Origin of the sequence: Epilithonimonas bovis DSM 19482, from assembly GCF_900108115.1 — a bacterium.
GTDB lineage: Bacteria > Bacteroidota > Bacteroidia > Flavobacteriales > Weeksellaceae > Epilithonimonas > Epilithonimonas bovis.
Genome location: NZ_FTPU01000052.1, coordinates 1 through 15,041 on the forward strand (window position 1 = coordinate 1; position 15,041 = coordinate 15,041).

17 protein-coding genes and 1 pseudogene are annotated in these 15,041 nt (G+C 32.4%); 7 read left to right on the plus strand and 11 right to left on the minus strand.

The window, feature by feature from the left end:
• From B0B05_RS14905 to B0B05_RS14955, 11 genes and pseudogenes are all read right to left on the minus strand, one after another.
• A pseudogene (locus tag B0B05_RS14905) lies at positions 1-508 on the minus strand (hypothetical protein); the annotation flags it as partial.
• 302 nt (positions 509-810) lie between these two features.
• On the minus strand, positions 811-2,943 hold the full coding sequence (locus B0B05_RS14910; RefSeq protein WP_076784391.1) for a hypothetical protein: 2,133 nt from the start codon (positions 2,941-2,943) through the stop codon (positions 811-813).
• Positions 2,944-2,969: 26 nt separating this feature from the next.
• Positions 2,970-3,968: a type II TA system antitoxin MqsA family protein gene (locus B0B05_RS14915; protein WP_076784392.1), complete on the minus strand. Its 999-nt coding sequence runs from the start codon at positions 3,966-3,968 to the stop codon at positions 2,970-2,972.
• A 24-nt stretch (positions 3,969-3,992) separates the two neighbouring features.
• Positions 3,993-4,313: a hypothetical protein gene (locus B0B05_RS14920; protein WP_084173997.1), complete on the minus strand. Its 321-nt coding sequence runs from the start codon at positions 4,311-4,313 to the stop codon at positions 3,993-3,995.
• Between the two features lie 90 nt (positions 4,314-4,403).
• Entirely contained in the window at positions 4,404-5,933 is a 1,530-nt protein-coding gene (locus tag B0B05_RS14925; RefSeq protein ID WP_076784393.1) for an LA2681 family HEPN domain-containing protein, read from the minus strand.
• A gap of 4 nt (positions 5,934-5,937) precedes the next feature.
• Complete coding sequence (locus tag B0B05_RS14930) at positions 5,938-6,297, minus strand: hypothetical protein (protein ID WP_143746048.1); 360 nt, start codon at positions 6,295-6,297, stop codon at positions 5,938-5,940.
• A gap of 5 nt (positions 6,298-6,302) precedes the next feature.
• Positions 6,303-7,466: a putative phage abortive infection protein gene (locus B0B05_RS14935; RefSeq protein WP_076784395.1), complete on the minus strand. Its 1,164-nt coding sequence runs from the start codon at positions 7,464-7,466 to the stop codon at positions 6,303-6,305.
• A gap of 1 nt (position 7,467) precedes the next feature.
• On the minus strand, positions 7,468-7,884 hold the full coding sequence (locus tag B0B05_RS14940; RefSeq protein ID WP_076784396.1) for a hypothetical protein: 417 nt from the start codon (positions 7,882-7,884) through the stop codon (positions 7,468-7,470).
• A 242-nt stretch (positions 7,885-8,126) separates the two neighbouring features.
• On the minus strand, positions 8,127-9,392 hold the full coding sequence (locus B0B05_RS14945) for a site-specific integrase (protein ID WP_076784397.1): 1,266 nt from the start codon (positions 9,390-9,392) through the stop codon (positions 8,127-8,129).
• 15 nt (positions 9,393-9,407) lie between these two features.
• On the minus strand, positions 9,408-10,097 hold the full coding sequence (locus tag B0B05_RS14950; protein ID WP_076784398.1) for a hypothetical protein: 690 nt from the start codon (positions 10,095-10,097) through the stop codon (positions 9,408-9,410).
• A 2-nt stretch (positions 10,098-10,099) separates the two neighbouring features.
• Positions 10,100-10,549, minus strand: a complete 450-nt coding sequence (locus B0B05_RS14955) for a hypothetical protein (RefSeq protein ID WP_088264813.1) — start codon at positions 10,547-10,549, stop codon at positions 10,100-10,102.
• Between the two features lie 133 nt (positions 10,550-10,682).
• On the opposite strand from B0B05_RS14955, the gene B0B05_RS14960 reads away from it, so the two are divergent.
• The 7 genes from B0B05_RS14960 to B0B05_RS14990 form a co-directional block, all read left to right on the plus strand.
• Complete coding sequence (locus B0B05_RS14960; protein WP_024564040.1) at positions 10,683-10,967, plus strand: DUF3853 family protein; 285 nt, start codon at positions 10,683-10,685, stop codon at positions 10,965-10,967.
• Positions 10,967-11,218, plus strand: coding sequence for a DUF3853 family protein (locus tag B0B05_RS14965; protein ID WP_031504010.1), 252 nt, complete (start codon positions 10,967-10,969; stop codon positions 11,216-11,218). The genes B0B05_RS14960 and B0B05_RS14965 overlap by 1 nt, the downstream gene beginning before the upstream one ends.
• Positions 11,219-11,220: 2 nt before the next feature.
• Positions 11,221-11,931: a ribonuclease H family protein gene (locus B0B05_RS14970; RefSeq protein WP_076784399.1), complete on the plus strand. Its 711-nt coding sequence runs from the start codon at positions 11,221-11,223 to the stop codon at positions 11,929-11,931.
• Positions 11,932-11,990: 59 nt separating this feature from the next.
• On the plus strand, positions 11,991-12,215 hold the full coding sequence (locus tag B0B05_RS14975; RefSeq protein WP_076784400.1) for a hypothetical protein: 225 nt from the start codon (positions 11,991-11,993) through the stop codon (positions 12,213-12,215).
• A gap of 50 nt (positions 12,216-12,265) precedes the next feature.
• Positions 12,266-13,390, plus strand: coding sequence for a hypothetical protein (locus B0B05_RS14980; RefSeq protein ID WP_076784401.1), 1,125 nt, complete (start codon positions 12,266-12,268; stop codon positions 13,388-13,390).
• Between the two features lie 419 nt (positions 13,391-13,809).
• The gene (locus tag B0B05_RS14985) at positions 13,810-14,649 is read left to right on the plus strand and encodes a toprim domain-containing protein (protein ID WP_076784402.1); all 840 of its coding nucleotides are present in this window, start codon (positions 13,810-13,812) and stop codon (positions 14,647-14,649) included.
• Positions 14,650-14,855: 206 nt separating this feature from the next.
• Positions 14,856-15,041: transposase (locus tag B0B05_RS14990; protein WP_143745972.1), on the plus strand; the 186-nt coding region annotated here is incomplete at its 3' end.

Below are 15,041 nucleotides of genomic sequence, written 5' to 3' on the forward strand. Positions count from 1 at the left end.
ATTTTTTGCGCTTTGTCTGCTTTTGATAAGCAGTGTCTTTTTTTCTTGGAGTGCTTGGGATGGAGATTTTCACGCCCTTTATTTCTGATTTTCCTCTGCCACCTCTATCGTAAACGAGTTCTTTTGGGAGCTTTTGACCACCGGTTTCCATCTGTTCCAAAAGTGGTTCTATGGTGTGACCATCGTAAGGAGTTTGCAAAAACGCTTTAATCCCGAGAATGATTTTCTTGCCTTTGTTGGCGGTGGTTATCAAACCTACCTTATTCCCAAATTCATACGGGCTATGCGCTTTTCCTTTGGCAATACATCGGGTAAAAGGCTTGTGAATGGAATGCTGAAAGAAAATGCTTTTTGTTGCTGGAAGTGGGGCGATGGGTGCTGGAAGTTTTTTGGAAAGGTATTTTCTTTCAGTATGGAATACGACTGTGCGCGGTGACGAAAGCGACTGGACGACTTGTCCGTGCAGTGGCTGAAGGAACTTGGAAAATCCCGAAACAGTCTGTACCATTTTTCTGCATCCTTGAATGGGTGGCGGGGATTTGAAGGTTTTGATTTGGGAAACTTATCTTCTAAATTATAATGACACCGGCGGCTGGAAGGCGGTGGATTGTGCGGGCTTCGCCCAAACAAAAGGAAAGCATTTTACATAATGCCACATTATAGGCACTTGGCATTGGCTTGTGAGGGAATGAAGGTTTGCAGAATGTTTTGGAATTTGCTTTGGACTGCATACCGTAAAGGACGAACTCCCCGTTGCGTTGGACTGTGCGTATAATGTTCATTATGTAACTTGCTGGGGAAGAGCGGGGATTAACTTAATATCTTTATAATTCTAATTTCATTTTTATACTCAGCGATTCCAACCCATGTTTTAGCAAACATTTGATTTTTCTTAAACGAAATATATTGATCTAGTCTTTTTTCAAGTAATTCGTAATCATTACCAATCATGAATGTAAAACCAAATCCTCCATCTGACATTGTAAAAATCGAAGCATCATGCAATTCATCATCTTTGTAATACATTTTCTTAATTTTTTCAATTTTCTGCATCAAGTCATTTATTGAATTACGATTAAAACTTAACAGCTTTAATGAAACCAATGATTTACATGGAATAGATGAATTATCAATTTTTGATATTAATTCTTTAAATTTTAAATTTTTGAAATATGAAGGTTTCTTAATAGGTCTACCTTCAAAAAGATGCATATAATAATTGTTTATAAAGTCAGTTTCATTATCAAAGTATACATAATTGGCTCCTTCATTTTTCGCTTTTTCAATAAATCGATCCAAATCTAAACCTCCTCTACTAATAAAATATCCCACTAAATCCATTTCTTCATATATGTGTGCATCATTGTACTCCAAAAATCTTGATCTAGAATCTAAATAATGAAATAATAGAGAAGGGGTTTCGAAAAAATCATTTATAGAAATTAAATCATACAAACTTATGATCCACGGAAAATATTTCTCAGAAAAAAAATTTAATTCGTCATCAGTTTTTATTTTAGGAATGATGTTGCCTAAAGGTTCTAGAGTTAAACTGACTAATTGAAAAACAGCATTTCGCGGCTTTTCAATTACAATTAATTTCCCATTTTTATCATAAAAATCTGCACCAATTTCAATAAAATCAATTGTTCGAACTGCCTGATCATATGATTTTTTTATTAAATCATTTAAGTGATCCTTTGTTTTATCTTTATGACCGGATTTTGCTTTTTCAGAAATAACATTTGCTTTTGCTTCAATAACAAATACATAATTATCAAAAACAATAATATCGTCAGTCTCATATCTATTTTCACCGTCATAATAAAAGACATTCTTATAGATTTTTGATTCTGGTAAAAGTGAGGAAAAGTAATCTACACCAGTATCTAATAGAAAATCGTGTTTAATCTTTGTATACCTATCAAATAATTTTGTGTGTTTGCGGAATTCCTTTTTGTAAACCTCTTCCACCGCCCAATTAAAAAGGGGGATTGAAGGAATTAAATAACTTTCATTGTGCTTGATAATAGGTTTATGATGCAGATAGTTCAAAGGTTGATAAATCTTTTCATTTTCAGGGATTTCCAGGAATTGACAAGAATAAGTATTTAGAAAATTTTTTACTTCTGTTACATCAATATCGCAGAATTCCGCAAGTTCATCAACTGTGAAAACATAGCATTTACTAAAATTTTTGTAGAGTTGCGTAAGACTATGCTTAATGCACAAATCTCGAATGTCGATTTCACGCTTATTTATTACTTCTTCGAGGTTAACAATATTTGATCCAATACTTTCTGCCCCAACAACTCCTTTTTTATATTTTATTAATTGCTTTGCAAGTACTTTACCTTTTTCTATTGTTTCATCAGATGCAGTGGCATATTTTTTACGTAAAAATTCAACAATTTTCTTTCTTATAATTATTGTTGTATCGTGTGAAAACCCGAATATTTTTTCTATTTTATCATTAAATGGTTTGTAAAGTATTTTAGAAAAAGATAAATGATGTTCAGGATGACCGGGATTTCTTATATTAGCCGACTCTCTTTGTAAAGTCAAATTAATTTCGGACAATAAACTTTTATCCATTGGTTTTTCAGACATGGAAATAGCATCACTAAGAAAACAGAAGCGTAAAGCGGCTTCTTGAATTTTCTCGAAAGCAAACGGTAGTTCATCTTCGGAAATGATAGTTTGTTCAATAATCGGTTTTTTCAGGCAGTGAATTGCAACAGCTTCTGCAACAAAAAAGTGTTTATCTTCCCTATAATCTGAATATTCATTGCCATTGTGCAACGCATTATAAAATGCCAAATAGCTAATTAGATCTAAAGAATTGATTTTACCGGATATATCACAAATTATTTCAAAATTTTCCTGTACCTTGACCGGGAGATCTTTTTTCCATTCATCGTAAATTTTTTCATGCTCTTCCATTCTAAGCTGTAAAAATCACGGATAAATTAAAATGAACTTAAATCAAAAGCGTAAGTATAATCAATCAAGGCATTGTCTTCCTGATTTTTAAGCCACGCTGTTTCTTTATGACTAATCTCCACCACTTCTTTGGTAGTTTTCCCTTTAAAAAATCTACAAACATTTTGCAATGTTTTTAGTTCATCTTCCGAAAACGACTGCCAATCTGAAAGCTTCTCGTCTCCTAAAAGGAACTGTTCGCCTACTTTACCATCCGGATATTCTATGTATTTTATTTTTACAAAACTATCCTTTTCCATTTTTTCAAAAAGACTTCTGAAGTTATCCGGAACCGGACCTCTTGCTATGGCTGCGTATCGGCAACCTGATATTGAAGAACCAAAATTTTTATATTGCAAAAAATCAGAATAAAAAAGTAATTTATTTAATAATGTTTTTTGTGGTTTCAAATTTTTAGCAAAGTATGCAACCATGGTTGCTAACCTGTTATAATCCGGCGATTTGTAACCCGTAAAGGGGCTTGGTTCTTTACCACCCAATAAAAACTCTTCAAAGGAAAAATCATCTTCAAAACCTACAAGTTTTGCATTGATTTTTGTAATTATTGATTTATAGTCTTTCTCCTTAATTATTGCTTTATTGCTTTCCAACATGTTTTTGAAAACAAAAGGACTGTCCGCTAAACGTATTGCCTTTGCATTCGAAATACTGGGAATTTCTCCATTTTCATAGAGAGCATACTGATTAGGACCAAAACCAAACAGTTCGCTCATTTTTGCAGCAGACAAGCCATATTTCTGACGAAGTTTTTTAATTTCTTCCGGGAACGGAATGTTATTCAATTCCCGGTATTTGTTATAAATCTGACGAAGGTTAACTTCATCTAATTCTGTGGTTACCACACTTTGTTTCGTGTCTTCACAATAATAACTAAGGTTTGTGTATTCGATTTCCTGTTTTCTGAAACTTACTTTTCTTGATTCTTTTTGTAGTTTCATTTCTTTTCCCGTGAAAGGACTTTTCATAATGTTCTCACTTAAATGGATAGTTCATAGGATACTGTGAGGTATGGAAAGAATACATATTACATTAAGCGCGGTAATTGTAATTTTAATGTATACTTCCTTTTCTTTGACTTTCTTTCCGAAAACCCACATGGGTTCTATGCCATACTGATCGTTATCTAACGGACCTTCGGAATAGTCTTCCAGAACAAGCTTTTCGATATAAGCTTTTCTTTCAAGTGCTTTAATCTCTAACTCTGCGAGTGTTTGGGTGTTTACCTGCCTGTCGATAAAGAAAATTTCGCCTGCAGCGCTTACAGACTTCAGTTCTTTAAGAAACTGTGATACTTCATCTTTGGTGGCCAAGGTTGTAATCTTTGCGCAAAGATATAAAACAAAAATTAAACCACAAAGTTTTATTTATCATTTAATTTAACAATTTTATAAACTTTAAAGTTAGAATTTCATATAAATCGGAACTTCGCTTAAATTCATTGGAAGTGTCGGCAGACCATTACTTTCTTTTTGACCTTCTTCATAATTAATAATAAAAGCAAGATACATTATCGCAGCTCGAACTGTTTTTAACAACCGCAAAGTTTTACTTTCAAAATCATCACGGTTTATTATAAAAATAATTTCTTTGTCAGCATTAAAGAAATTACTATACAAATAAGTATCATACATTATTTTCAGGCCTTTGTGCTCAATAGAGTTTCGTAATTCGGCAATCTGTTTTGAATCTGGATCTAACACCTCATCATGTTCTTTAATGAAAAAATCTTTACTTAACCAGAATAACCCTCTTAAAGCCCAATTTTGAGAGTTTTGAAAATGCTCATGTAATGTTTTGTTATCTTTCTTGAACCAAACACTTCTAAAGTTTACGCGATTGTAGTTGTTTCCCAGTTTCAAATAATCATTTAGGAAATATGCAATTTTATCTAAAATTGAATAGGTGTTGCGAAAAGCACTTTTAGCGAGTTCAAGATTGTAAGAAAACAAAGCACTTTCCATAGTATCTACAATTACTACATCTTCGTCTGAAAAATGAGGATCTTGAAAAACGACTGATTTGTAATAGAAATATCTTGCAGTTGCAAATTCCTGCTTAAGTTGATTGTAAAGTGTGAAATATGTTGGTGGCGCTTTGGTTTCTAAGATTAAAGATGGCAAATTCAAGCAATCGTGAGAAGCAAATTTAGACGCTCCCAAATCGTTTAAAGGATTAATGTAAAGGTAATTTTCTAAACACCAATATCGGTAATTGTTCAGTTTTTCATTATCACCAAATTCAAAACTGTTTAAATTAAACTGTTCTGAAAGGATTTTTACATCATAAGTAGCATCCATATACGATTTTATCTTGTGAAATTGATTTGCAGCATCACCTTCAAGATATTCCTTAAAGTGTAATGCTTCTTTGATTTTATGGTAGCCGTAGTTAATAAAATATAACTTATGTGAATTGTCAAAAATTTGATTTGAATAAAACATTAAGCCATGTCCACTATTTGCTAATGCCATTGGAAAATTAGGGAAAATATTTAATGCCTTGCGCCAATATTCCTGCGCTTCAATAAACCTGCCTATAAAAGAAAAAGTATTACCAAGATTAGTATAAATCTGACATTTCCTTAAGTCATCTATTTCTTCAAATCCTAGAGATGCAATTGCTTTTCGAAGATGGAATACCTCATGTGAAATTTCTTCCATTTCAAAATTCCAGGAATCGGGTGTGTTGAAATATTTTAATTTACGCAAATAGCCGTAGCCGTTTGCAATATCGTAATAAAGCAACGTTTGCAAAGGGGCTGATAATTCTTCTATTTGAATCTGACCAATTAAATCAAAAGCTTTACTAATACCTGAGATACTATTATTATCAAAAGAAAGATCAAACAATTCTCCAACAATTTCTACCTGTTCTTTACCTGTAAGATTAGAAATATCAGTAATTAGCAAAAGGTCTTCAAACTTTTTCATGTAGTTACCAATGCGATTGTATCCTTTTAATTTTCTGATATCTATCCTGGTGAATCGCAACAATTTCATCGACTAAATATTCTCGCCACCCTATATGATTAAAAGGCTTTATAAAAATGATTAGAATATTATTCTTGCAATAGATTTCTTCACGTCTTCCATAGTCATTTAGACCGGGATTACCGATTACCTCAATGTAAATTCCCAATTCAGGCAGGTAAAAATCCGGACAAAATATGCGTGGGCGATTGCCATCATCTGTAAGAAATACAGGTTGCTCGAATGTCCAAAATATTTTAAGTTCTTTTAAGAAATTGCAGACTTCCAATTCTGCTTTTGACATACTGTCGTAGACGCTATTCATTTGGATTAATTTAAGTTGCTTAATCGTTCTTTAATTTCTATCCATTCAAACATTGGTTTTCCTTGTGAATTATATTCAGGCAGAACCTGATTTTCAAGTGGGTGCTTGTAGAAATCGCACAGTGGCAACGGTAAAGATTTAACAATACAATATTTTTCTAAATAATTAACGGAATTAGAACTGCTTTTGCCCAACCACGGATATCCCAACACACTAAGGGCATTATAATATATAAAAAGTTGTTCGTGACTTGTTAACTGCGCTCTTAAGTTGGTAATATAATTGTATTTTTCATCGTCTGAAAGTAATTCAGTTGGCTGATCATCTACAAACTTCACTATTTGAAAAAGGTGGCGAACATAATGGCTTAATTCTGAAGAATGACCAATGAAAGCACGATACCTAAACCTTATCCAAAAAGTACGTCTTTCATTTGAAAGATATTCGTAATCCGTTTCTTCAATTAATAAAAACATTTCTTTTACCTCCTCATAAATAGAAAACAACCTATCACTCATTAATTCTTTAAACAAAGGGTTATTACTATTATTGATCCCAAAGAAAAAAATTAAGTAGGCTAATTGGTAGAGTTCTTCCTCAGTATAATTAGAGGGGTTAGAATCGAAAGAATCAAAAAGGAGATATTTGTTATATAATATTTCGTAAGCACATTTCAACTCCTGAACAAGAGGATAAAAGACTTTAACACCCGCGTATTTATCTCCAATTGAAATCTCTCTTGTGTTTTCACGATGAATTTCTAAAAGATTATAATATTTATTCTCGAATTGCTCTTTGCTGATACGATTTTGGGCATCCAAAAAACGTGTTTCCTGTATTTTTGCATCATCTTGTTGTGATTTCTGATTTAAAAGAAACTGTTTCCGTTGCTCAATGTTCGCATCATATTGTGCCCAAAATGCTATAAAAGTTAGCATTGCTGCAATGATTGCAACACTCGGTCCCATAATACCACCAATGGTATCTCCTATTTCGTTAGGCTTGTCAATTTTAAATGACAAACAGCTGCTACACTGTGTTACTATCCAAGGTAAAAAGAGTATTATAAATATTGATATTCCAAAAGAAATCGATCCTACTTTTAAAATACTGTTAGGCTTTTTTTCAAGTTTTGAAATTATTTCTTCATCTGTAGAATTTTGCTGCATACTATCTTATTTTTTCAAGAATTATTCTTAATAAATGAAAGGCACTATTGTATGCTTTTTGGGCTTCAAGATTAGGAACTAACTCACCATGAAAAAGAACGTTCCGCATCTGATATAAAATTTCAATAAGAGCCCTTATTACCAAATGTCCGTAACAATTGGGGTTTTGTATATCGCGCTTTAATTTGTAGGCATCACACACATAATAATTTATTGGTGCTTCTCTTGGTTCATCCTGCATTACCGAAATTATATTTGATGGTTCAAGTTCCTGAAAGCACAGACGAACCTGTTCTTTCACCTGATTAGAAAGGCCTTGATAATGCACGTTATTTTGCAAATGAACTAAATCATATTCTGTATGTTGATAACTGAAAACACTTGAACTATCTGAAAGTTTGTTGACATTAATCTGCACAGAGGTTACCTCACCAACAAATCTACCGTCTGTTCTACGAAGAAAATATCGATTTCTGTTAAAATCAATACTTTTTTGATTTATAGTGGAATAACAAATCTATGCAAAAAGATATAAAATAAATTGTAATATTACTACATACAATTAGTACACAATCTTCAAAGATACTTTAAACTTATTAAAAAAAACTTTTCTTTCAAGGAATTTTTGTTCATTCACTTATTAGGCGAGAAAGATTTTCGTTAAAAAGAATCAAACTTCTCCATAGCTGTTGCTTTTATTTCATCAGCAATATCAATATATGGCTTCATTGCCTTATAATCACTATGTCCTGTCCATTTCATAACCACTTGAGGTGGAATTCCCAAAGACAAAGCATTGCAAACAAAGGTTCTCCTTCCAGCATGAGTACTCATAAGTGAATATTTTGGTAAAACTTCTTCAATCCTTTCATTACCTTTAAAATAAGTTTGGGTAACTAGTTCATCTATCTCAGCTAATTCAGCTAGTTCTTTTAAATAATCGTTCATTTTTTGATTACTGATTACAGGCAAAGCTTTATTATGCTCAAATTCTACATCGATATATTTGTTTAGAAGTTTTCGGCTATAACTATTCAATTCTATTATCAAATTATCTGCTGTTTTGAGTGTTGTTATCTCTAAGTAACCGTCCTTTACATCAGATCTTTTCAAATTAAACACATCCGAATATCTCAATCCCGTAAAGCATTGAAATAAAAAAACATCTCTTATTTTTTCAAGATAGCTTTTATCCGTAGGTATTTCATATTCAGTAAATCTCTTTAACTCAGACTTGTTCAAAAAAATGATTTTCTTTTGAACATTTTTAATTTTTGGTTTAAACTTTTCAAACTCTCCACTTTTTGTATAACCTTTCTTCATAGCCCATTTCAAAAACCACTTCAATGCAGCAAGCTCTTTTGAAATTGTTGAATTCTTGTGATTCTTCCCTTCTAAATATCGCTGATAATTTGAAAGATATTGCTCATTAAATTTCTCAAACGAAATATCATGGTCAAATTCTTCCAATACTTTTTTCTGCGTTTTCATTTTTTGAAGAGTCCTGAAATTCCATTGACTGTTAATTGATTCTTCATTAACAAACATATCATATATCTCAAAAAAATTCTTTTCAGATTTCAGTTCTTCCTTAGGCGTTCTTCCAATCTCAACATTAAACCATTCCCTAAACTGGTCTTGGTTAGGTATCAAATCATCAATTTCATATTTCTGAAAAGTTTTCTCACAAGCGGATTCAAATAACTGTATCTTTCTATTTATAACACTTGCCGAGACTTTTTTGTTTCCATGAGTTGTATTTGCTTTACAGCGTTGTGTTTCTGTGCTCCATTTTTGTACTTCTACCCTATATCCCAAATTGAAAGCCACAATGTTGCCATCCCACTTAATGCGATATCGCAGTTTTGCAGTAGGGTTGTCTTTTTCCCTATCAAGAAGAAATTGAGCGTGATATTTTATATTCATATTAGAAAAAATTGATTATCTACTTTCAATAGAACCCAATTTAAAGTCCCGTATTGACACTCCTTCTGCTTTAATCAAGTCATCTAAGGAGTATTTTAAAGTTTTTATAAGTTGGTTATCGGCATAAATATTTATTGTTTTGGACAATGTTGAAGAAGTTGTTTGTTCTGAACCGCCTTTATGGGTATAGATTTTTAAAGAGAAATATAAAACAGGCTCGCTGGTTTCAATAAATTCAATGGGCTTTAATGAATTTTCTGATAATCCTGCTTCATTTCTATAATTTGTAAACTCTTGGGAAATCTTCATCAACTCATTGAAAGATTTATAATTAAAGCCTCCCGCTTCATCTTTCCAATTATTCTTTCCCATTGTATTTGTAACAACTGAAATTTCCGTATTACTTTTACTAACAATCTGTTCTATATTTCCACTATTCACTTTTACAATACGAAGCCACATGTTTTGATTGTATTTCTCAAAGTCCCCCGCATTTACTATCTCAATTTTCAACTTTCTTTGAGTTTTTATCAAATCTGCTTTTTCATCTTCTATTTTCTTATTTTCTTTTTCCTGATATTTTGTAAAAACCTTTTGTGCGATTTCTCCATCTCTACTTTTCCAATTATTAAAAGCATTTTTCTTCTGCTGAGCAATCACGATTCCCCCAAATAAAATAGCACTAATTATTAAAATCCTCTTCATAGTTATTTTTTTAAAATTTCAAGAAGTATAGTAACCTGTCTCATGCTGTCCGATAGTTGCTCTTGACTGGTTTTCAATCTTTCTGTTAGTTCTTTTTGTATTTCTTGATAGCCTTTTTGAAGTTCTATCATATTAGAAAACTCGCTATGCGAAATAGTAACATTTCCACTAATATTTCCATTAATGTTGCTGTTTACATTATTTCCTGAGCCATTATTATTAATGTTTTGGTTGTTGGTTTTTAGCATTTCACCAGATTCCGAAATAAACCACTCCGGATTCAAATCGGGATAAGTGTATAGTATTTTTTCAATAGTATCTGAGTTGAGTCCCGAGTTGTTTTTTATAGCTCTGCCAATTAAACCAACAGACAAACCAGCTTCAACAGTGATTTTATTGGGGTTTAACCCTTTGTAGGTCATGTAATTTTGCAATCTTTCAGTTATAGTCATCTTTAAAATTTTTTTGTTTTTGAGATTAAAATATAGATATATTTCAATATTTATTCTATATTTGCAATACAAATATAGTTAAATATATACAAATAAGTATTTTTTTAGAATAAATTACAATAAAAATTTCAAAATGGAAGATTATAATAGACCAATTTGGCAATTGACCATAGGAGAATTTGTGGAAATTTTAGATGCCAGAAAACAAGAATCATCAGAAAACCCCACACAAGAAAAGGTATTTAATGAAAAGTATGTTTACGGTCTTTCTGGATTAGCAAGAATATTGGGATGCTCTAAAAATCATGCAGGAAAATTGAAAAGTAAGGGAATTTTTGATGAAGCCATCATTCAAAATGGGAGAAAAATTATCATTGATTCGGAAAAAGCATTAGAACTTTTTAAAGATAACAGCTGATGGAAAACATAACCCCACAAACACCTCTTTGCAATCTGACCGTAAAAGAATTTTTAGAGATATCTAAAAATTTAAATTCTGAAAATATGTATGAATACGGTTTAAAAGGTTTGGCAAAAATTCTGGGCTGTTCCGTTTCAAAAGCATCCAAGATTAAATCTTCAGGAATTTTGGATGAAGCCATCATTCAGAAAGGAAACATCATCATTATCGACAAGAAAAAGGCTATAGAACTTTTTGCAAGCAGTTAGAAATGTATTACTTGGAACTTATCGACCGATTTTGGGACTTCAATCAGAAGGTAAGACTTGGCTCTTCGGCAATTTCGCTGTATCTGTACCTTTTGAAATTAGGAAAGGACAACGATAGTTATAAGGTCGTTATTTCCGATGTTGCACTCGGTAATGCATTGGGAATAACGAGAAAAACCGTAAAACCGACCAAAGATAAACTTCGCGAGTTGGGTCTTGTTGAATTTGAGTCCAAAAGTGGATTTACTTGTAATTACAGAATTCTGTTAAATTACTTATCTGATATTCCCATACTGGAGAAAATAGAGAAGGAAAAAATCGAAAAAGTACCAAGTTTGGAGATTGTTGAAAAACAGAAAATTTTAAAGAGAAACCATTCGTCTGATGAAGTTGTTCCCAAAATAAGTAAATCCAGTGATAAAGTTTCCATTACTCATACTTCCAAAATCAGCAAGTCAAAAATTATCCCCGAATTGGAAGAATTTACTCAGTTTGCAACCACTTTAGAGGATTATCAGCCTCTTTTCGATGCTGTAATTGAAGAAAAATATCATTCGTGGCTAGAAAACGACTGGAGGAACAGTTCAGGAAGACCCATTTCCAACTGGAAATCCTCTTTGAAAAGCATCCTGCCTTATTTGAAGAATAGTCAAATAGATGATACCGTTTCCGTCGATTCGATTCCAAACATCAAACGGCCAAAAACATCCTGAAATCAATAAAAAATCGATTTAATCTCGAACAAATATTAAAATCGTAAAAACTTAAAACAATGAAAATATCTGACTTAAAACCTGGTCAAAAAGTAACCATCAATAGAATATCTTACGAATATCTGGGTATCCAGAAAGTGAGAATTCCCAATATAGGCAAAGCTGAAAAAAGGGTGTTCAAAGCAACTGGTTTTGATGGTCATAAACATTACAATCTCAGTGATAGAAGCAAAACACTGAAAAGTGAGAAAATAAAATTAAAGAAAACCATTCGAACCAAATAATTACCATCTGAAATAAGGAAATAATAAATCAGGAACATCAAGTATAAAAAATGTCTTTATCCGAAAAAGATTTACGCCATGTCCGAAAGAAGTTCGAGGACAATGGAGAAAAAGTTCCCCACAAGATTCGGCTGGGAAACCAGTTCGTGGACGACTTTATCTTTGATGACCATCAAGCGGCGGACATCCCAATCAATGCGCTTCGGGTAATTTTCAATATTGTTGCCATTATCGGCAATGAACAGTTTCGTCCCGAAGACCGTCCGAAGCAACTATCTCTTTTTAATGAAGAATTTGAGACCGAAAATAATATTTTTGCCTCCATCAAAATCCGGAATAGTAAAATTTCTCCGAGCGGTTCCACAAAACAGGTTGTTGATGCGTATGAATTTCTCGCCAAATTTAAGATGGGATGGTATAAATCGCTTAATTCAAAGGGGAAAGAAATCAAAACATTTGGTGGACTGATTTCTACGCCCACATACGACCAAAGAGGATTTACTACTTTTTTGATTAGCAGTTACTGGCTGAAAAAACTACTGGTTATTCCCAAATACAATTATGTTCTATATCATCTGGTCTATAATATCAGAAACAACAAGCATATTATTTTCGCAATTTGGCTTTCAAAAATTCCCGAATCGGGAACGATGCTGAAGCTGTCCAGTTTTAATAAAAAGTTTGGGTTGAATTATAAGAATACAAAAGATTTCTGCTTTAAATTTCTAAAACCCATTAAAATCAATCTCGACAAATATAATAGTTTTTCTTTCCAATACAGGTATGAAAGGGATTCCATATTTGTTGTTCCTATCTCAATCAAAGGGTTTCCTCATACATCTGAAGAAGCAAAAAAACTTTTGGAATCAAAGCAAGAGAATTTTAACCAAAGTCATAAAATTAACCGAAGATTAATCTACTTAAAAAAACGATACGGATTAAAGAAAGCCGAAACAACTCAGTTTTACCACCAGTACGAAAATATTCCCCAGACAAGAGAACTTATTGAGAAAGCATTTAAGGAATTTATCAAGAACTGCAGAATGAAAAAGATAGCTTCGACCGATTTTCAAGGTCAAAGATTTCTTATTGAGATTCAGGAACACATCAAGCAATTATACAGAAATACGAAAATGAGTGAACTATTGCCAAATGGTTACCCGATGATTGTCTGATTTCGGAATTGCACTCACCGAGAATTCGGAATTGCACTCACTAAAGTTAAAGAAATGTTAAAAAGCACCAAAATAACATCATCGAATTCGGAATTGCACTCACCAGAAAATTCAAATCAAACAAAAATTGTGGATAACCTTCTGTTTTGTGGATAACTATGGTTTTCGACAAAAAACTTAAAAATCCATTCGGAATTGCACTCACCCCAAAACAAGCTTTATTTCGGAATTGCACTCACCCCGATTTCGGAATTGCACTCACCAGATTTCGGAATTGCACTCACCGAAAAAAACATTTAAACTCTTAGTGATAAAAGGAAAATGGCGTTTACTAAAAGTAATTTAAAAGTAGAGATTAAAAGTCTTTTTTTATTTAAAAGGGAAATGTGGATATGTAATTTGCATTAAAAGAAAAAAAAATGAATTGCCAAAACATCAAACAAAAAGTCGGAATTCGGTCTGTTTTGGAATCGTTCGGGCTGTTTCCGGTCAAAGAAAATCCGAAAACTGCGTTTTATTTTGCGTTGGACCGGGAGGAAAAAATTCCAAGTCTGGCGGTCGATTTTGTCAAAAACAAGGCGTTCGATTTTGGAAATGCAAAAAGTTACGATGTGATTTCAATTGTCCAACAGATAAAGAAATGTTCCGTTTCAGAAGCATTGAAATGCCTTTCAACATTGGATTTTAGAGTTCAAAATGAAATAAAATATCACGAAACTACTGGTCAAACATGCAATCAGATTTTAGAAATCAAAGAAATCCAGCATCCTGCATTAATTCAGTATCTGAAGTCCCGAAGAGTTTTTGAGCAAAAGCATAGGGTTAAGGAAATTCACTACGAATTGAAAGGAAGAAAATATTTCGGAATTGGATTTCAGAATAATTCCGAAGGTTTTGAGATTCGCAATCTACATTCCAAAATCTGTCTAGGAAAAAAGGATGTGACTTTGATTGTTAATGATAAGAAATCCAAGAACGAAATAGTGGTTTTTGAAGGTTTTTTCGATTATCTCACTTACCGTAATTTAGAAAAATCAGATAATTCAAACTGTGATTTTTTGATTCTTAATTCAACGGCAATGCTTTTCATGGCGGAAGAAAAACTAAAACAATATGACAAGATTTCACTTTTTCTAGACAATGATAAGAATGGGAAATCGGTTAAATCAAAGATTAAAAATCAATACAAAAATGTTGAAGATTGCTCTTTGATATACCACAAATTTAAGGATTTGAATGAGTGGTTTTGTTCCATATAGTCTAGAAAGAAGCTTAACACAAGTTTTTTTTCACGTCCTCTCTAAAAAAAAAAAAATATAAAAAATATTAGAGCCTGTTTAAAAATTAAATTAGAAAAATTCGTATGGCGTTTATTTTATAAAATAATCTTATAAAAAAACTGATTGTCAGTTGTTTATGTTGTTTATTTTCCGTAACTTGTTGGTTACTAATCAATTAAATTACAGTGAAAAATTACTCGACAAACATTTCTGACAATCAGTGGCAATTTATAAAAAAAACTTTGAACCTCAATGACAGAAAGCGAAAATATGATTTAAGAACCATTTGGAACGCCATAATGTATTTGGTGAAAACCGGTTGCCAATGGAGGATGTTGCCTGGTGATTTTCCGAAATGGGAATTGGTCTAT

Coding starts and splice junctions, on each gene's coding strand:
- B0B05_RS14915 (WP_076784392.1), bottom strand. CDS start 3,968: ATGAAAAGTCCTTTCACGGGAAAAGAAATGAAACTACAAAAAGAATCA.
- B0B05_RS14985 (WP_076784402.1), top strand. CDS start 13,810: ATGAATTGCCAAAACATCAAACAAAAAGTCGGAATTCGGTCTGTTTTG.
- B0B05_RS14945 (WP_076784397.1), bottom strand. CDS start 9,392: ATGAATATAAAATATCACGCTCAATTTCTTCTTGATAGGGAAAAAGAC.
- B0B05_RS14955 (WP_088264813.1), bottom strand. CDS start 10,549: ATGACTATAACTGAAAGATTGCAAAATTACATGACCTACAAAGGGTTA.
- B0B05_RS14970 (WP_076784399.1), top strand. CDS start 11,221: ATGTATTACTTGGAACTTATCGACCGATTTTGGGACTTCAATCAGAAG.
- B0B05_RS14965 (WP_031504010.1), top strand. CDS start 10,967: ATGGAAAACATAACCCCACAAACACCTCTTTGCAATCTGACCGTAAAA.
- B0B05_RS14930 (WP_143746048.1), bottom strand. CDS start 6,297: ATGAATAGCGTCTACGACAGTATGTCAAAAGCAGAATTGGAAGTCTGC.
- B0B05_RS14960 (WP_024564040.1), top strand. CDS start 10,683: ATGGAAGATTATAATAGACCAATTTGGCAATTGACCATAGGAGAATTT.
- B0B05_RS14935 (WP_076784395.1), bottom strand. CDS start 7,466: ATGCAGCAAAATTCTACAGATGAAGAAATAATTTCAAAACTTGAAAAA.
- B0B05_RS14980 (WP_076784401.1), top strand. CDS start 12,266: ATGTCTTTATCCGAAAAAGATTTACGCCATGTCCGAAAGAAGTTCGAG.
- B0B05_RS14910 (WP_076784391.1), bottom strand. CDS start 2,943: ATGGAAGAGCATGAAAAAATTTACGATGAATGGAAAAAAGATCTCCCG.
- B0B05_RS14975 (WP_076784400.1), top strand. CDS start 11,991: ATGAAAATATCTGACTTAAAACCTGGTCAAAAAGTAACCATCAATAGA.
- B0B05_RS14950 (WP_076784398.1), bottom strand. CDS start 10,097: ATGAAGAGGATTTTAATAATTAGTGCTATTTTATTTGGGGGAATCGTG.
- B0B05_RS14925 (WP_076784393.1), bottom strand. CDS start 5,933: ATGAAAAAGTTTGAAGACCTTTTGCTAATTACTGATATTTCTAATCTT.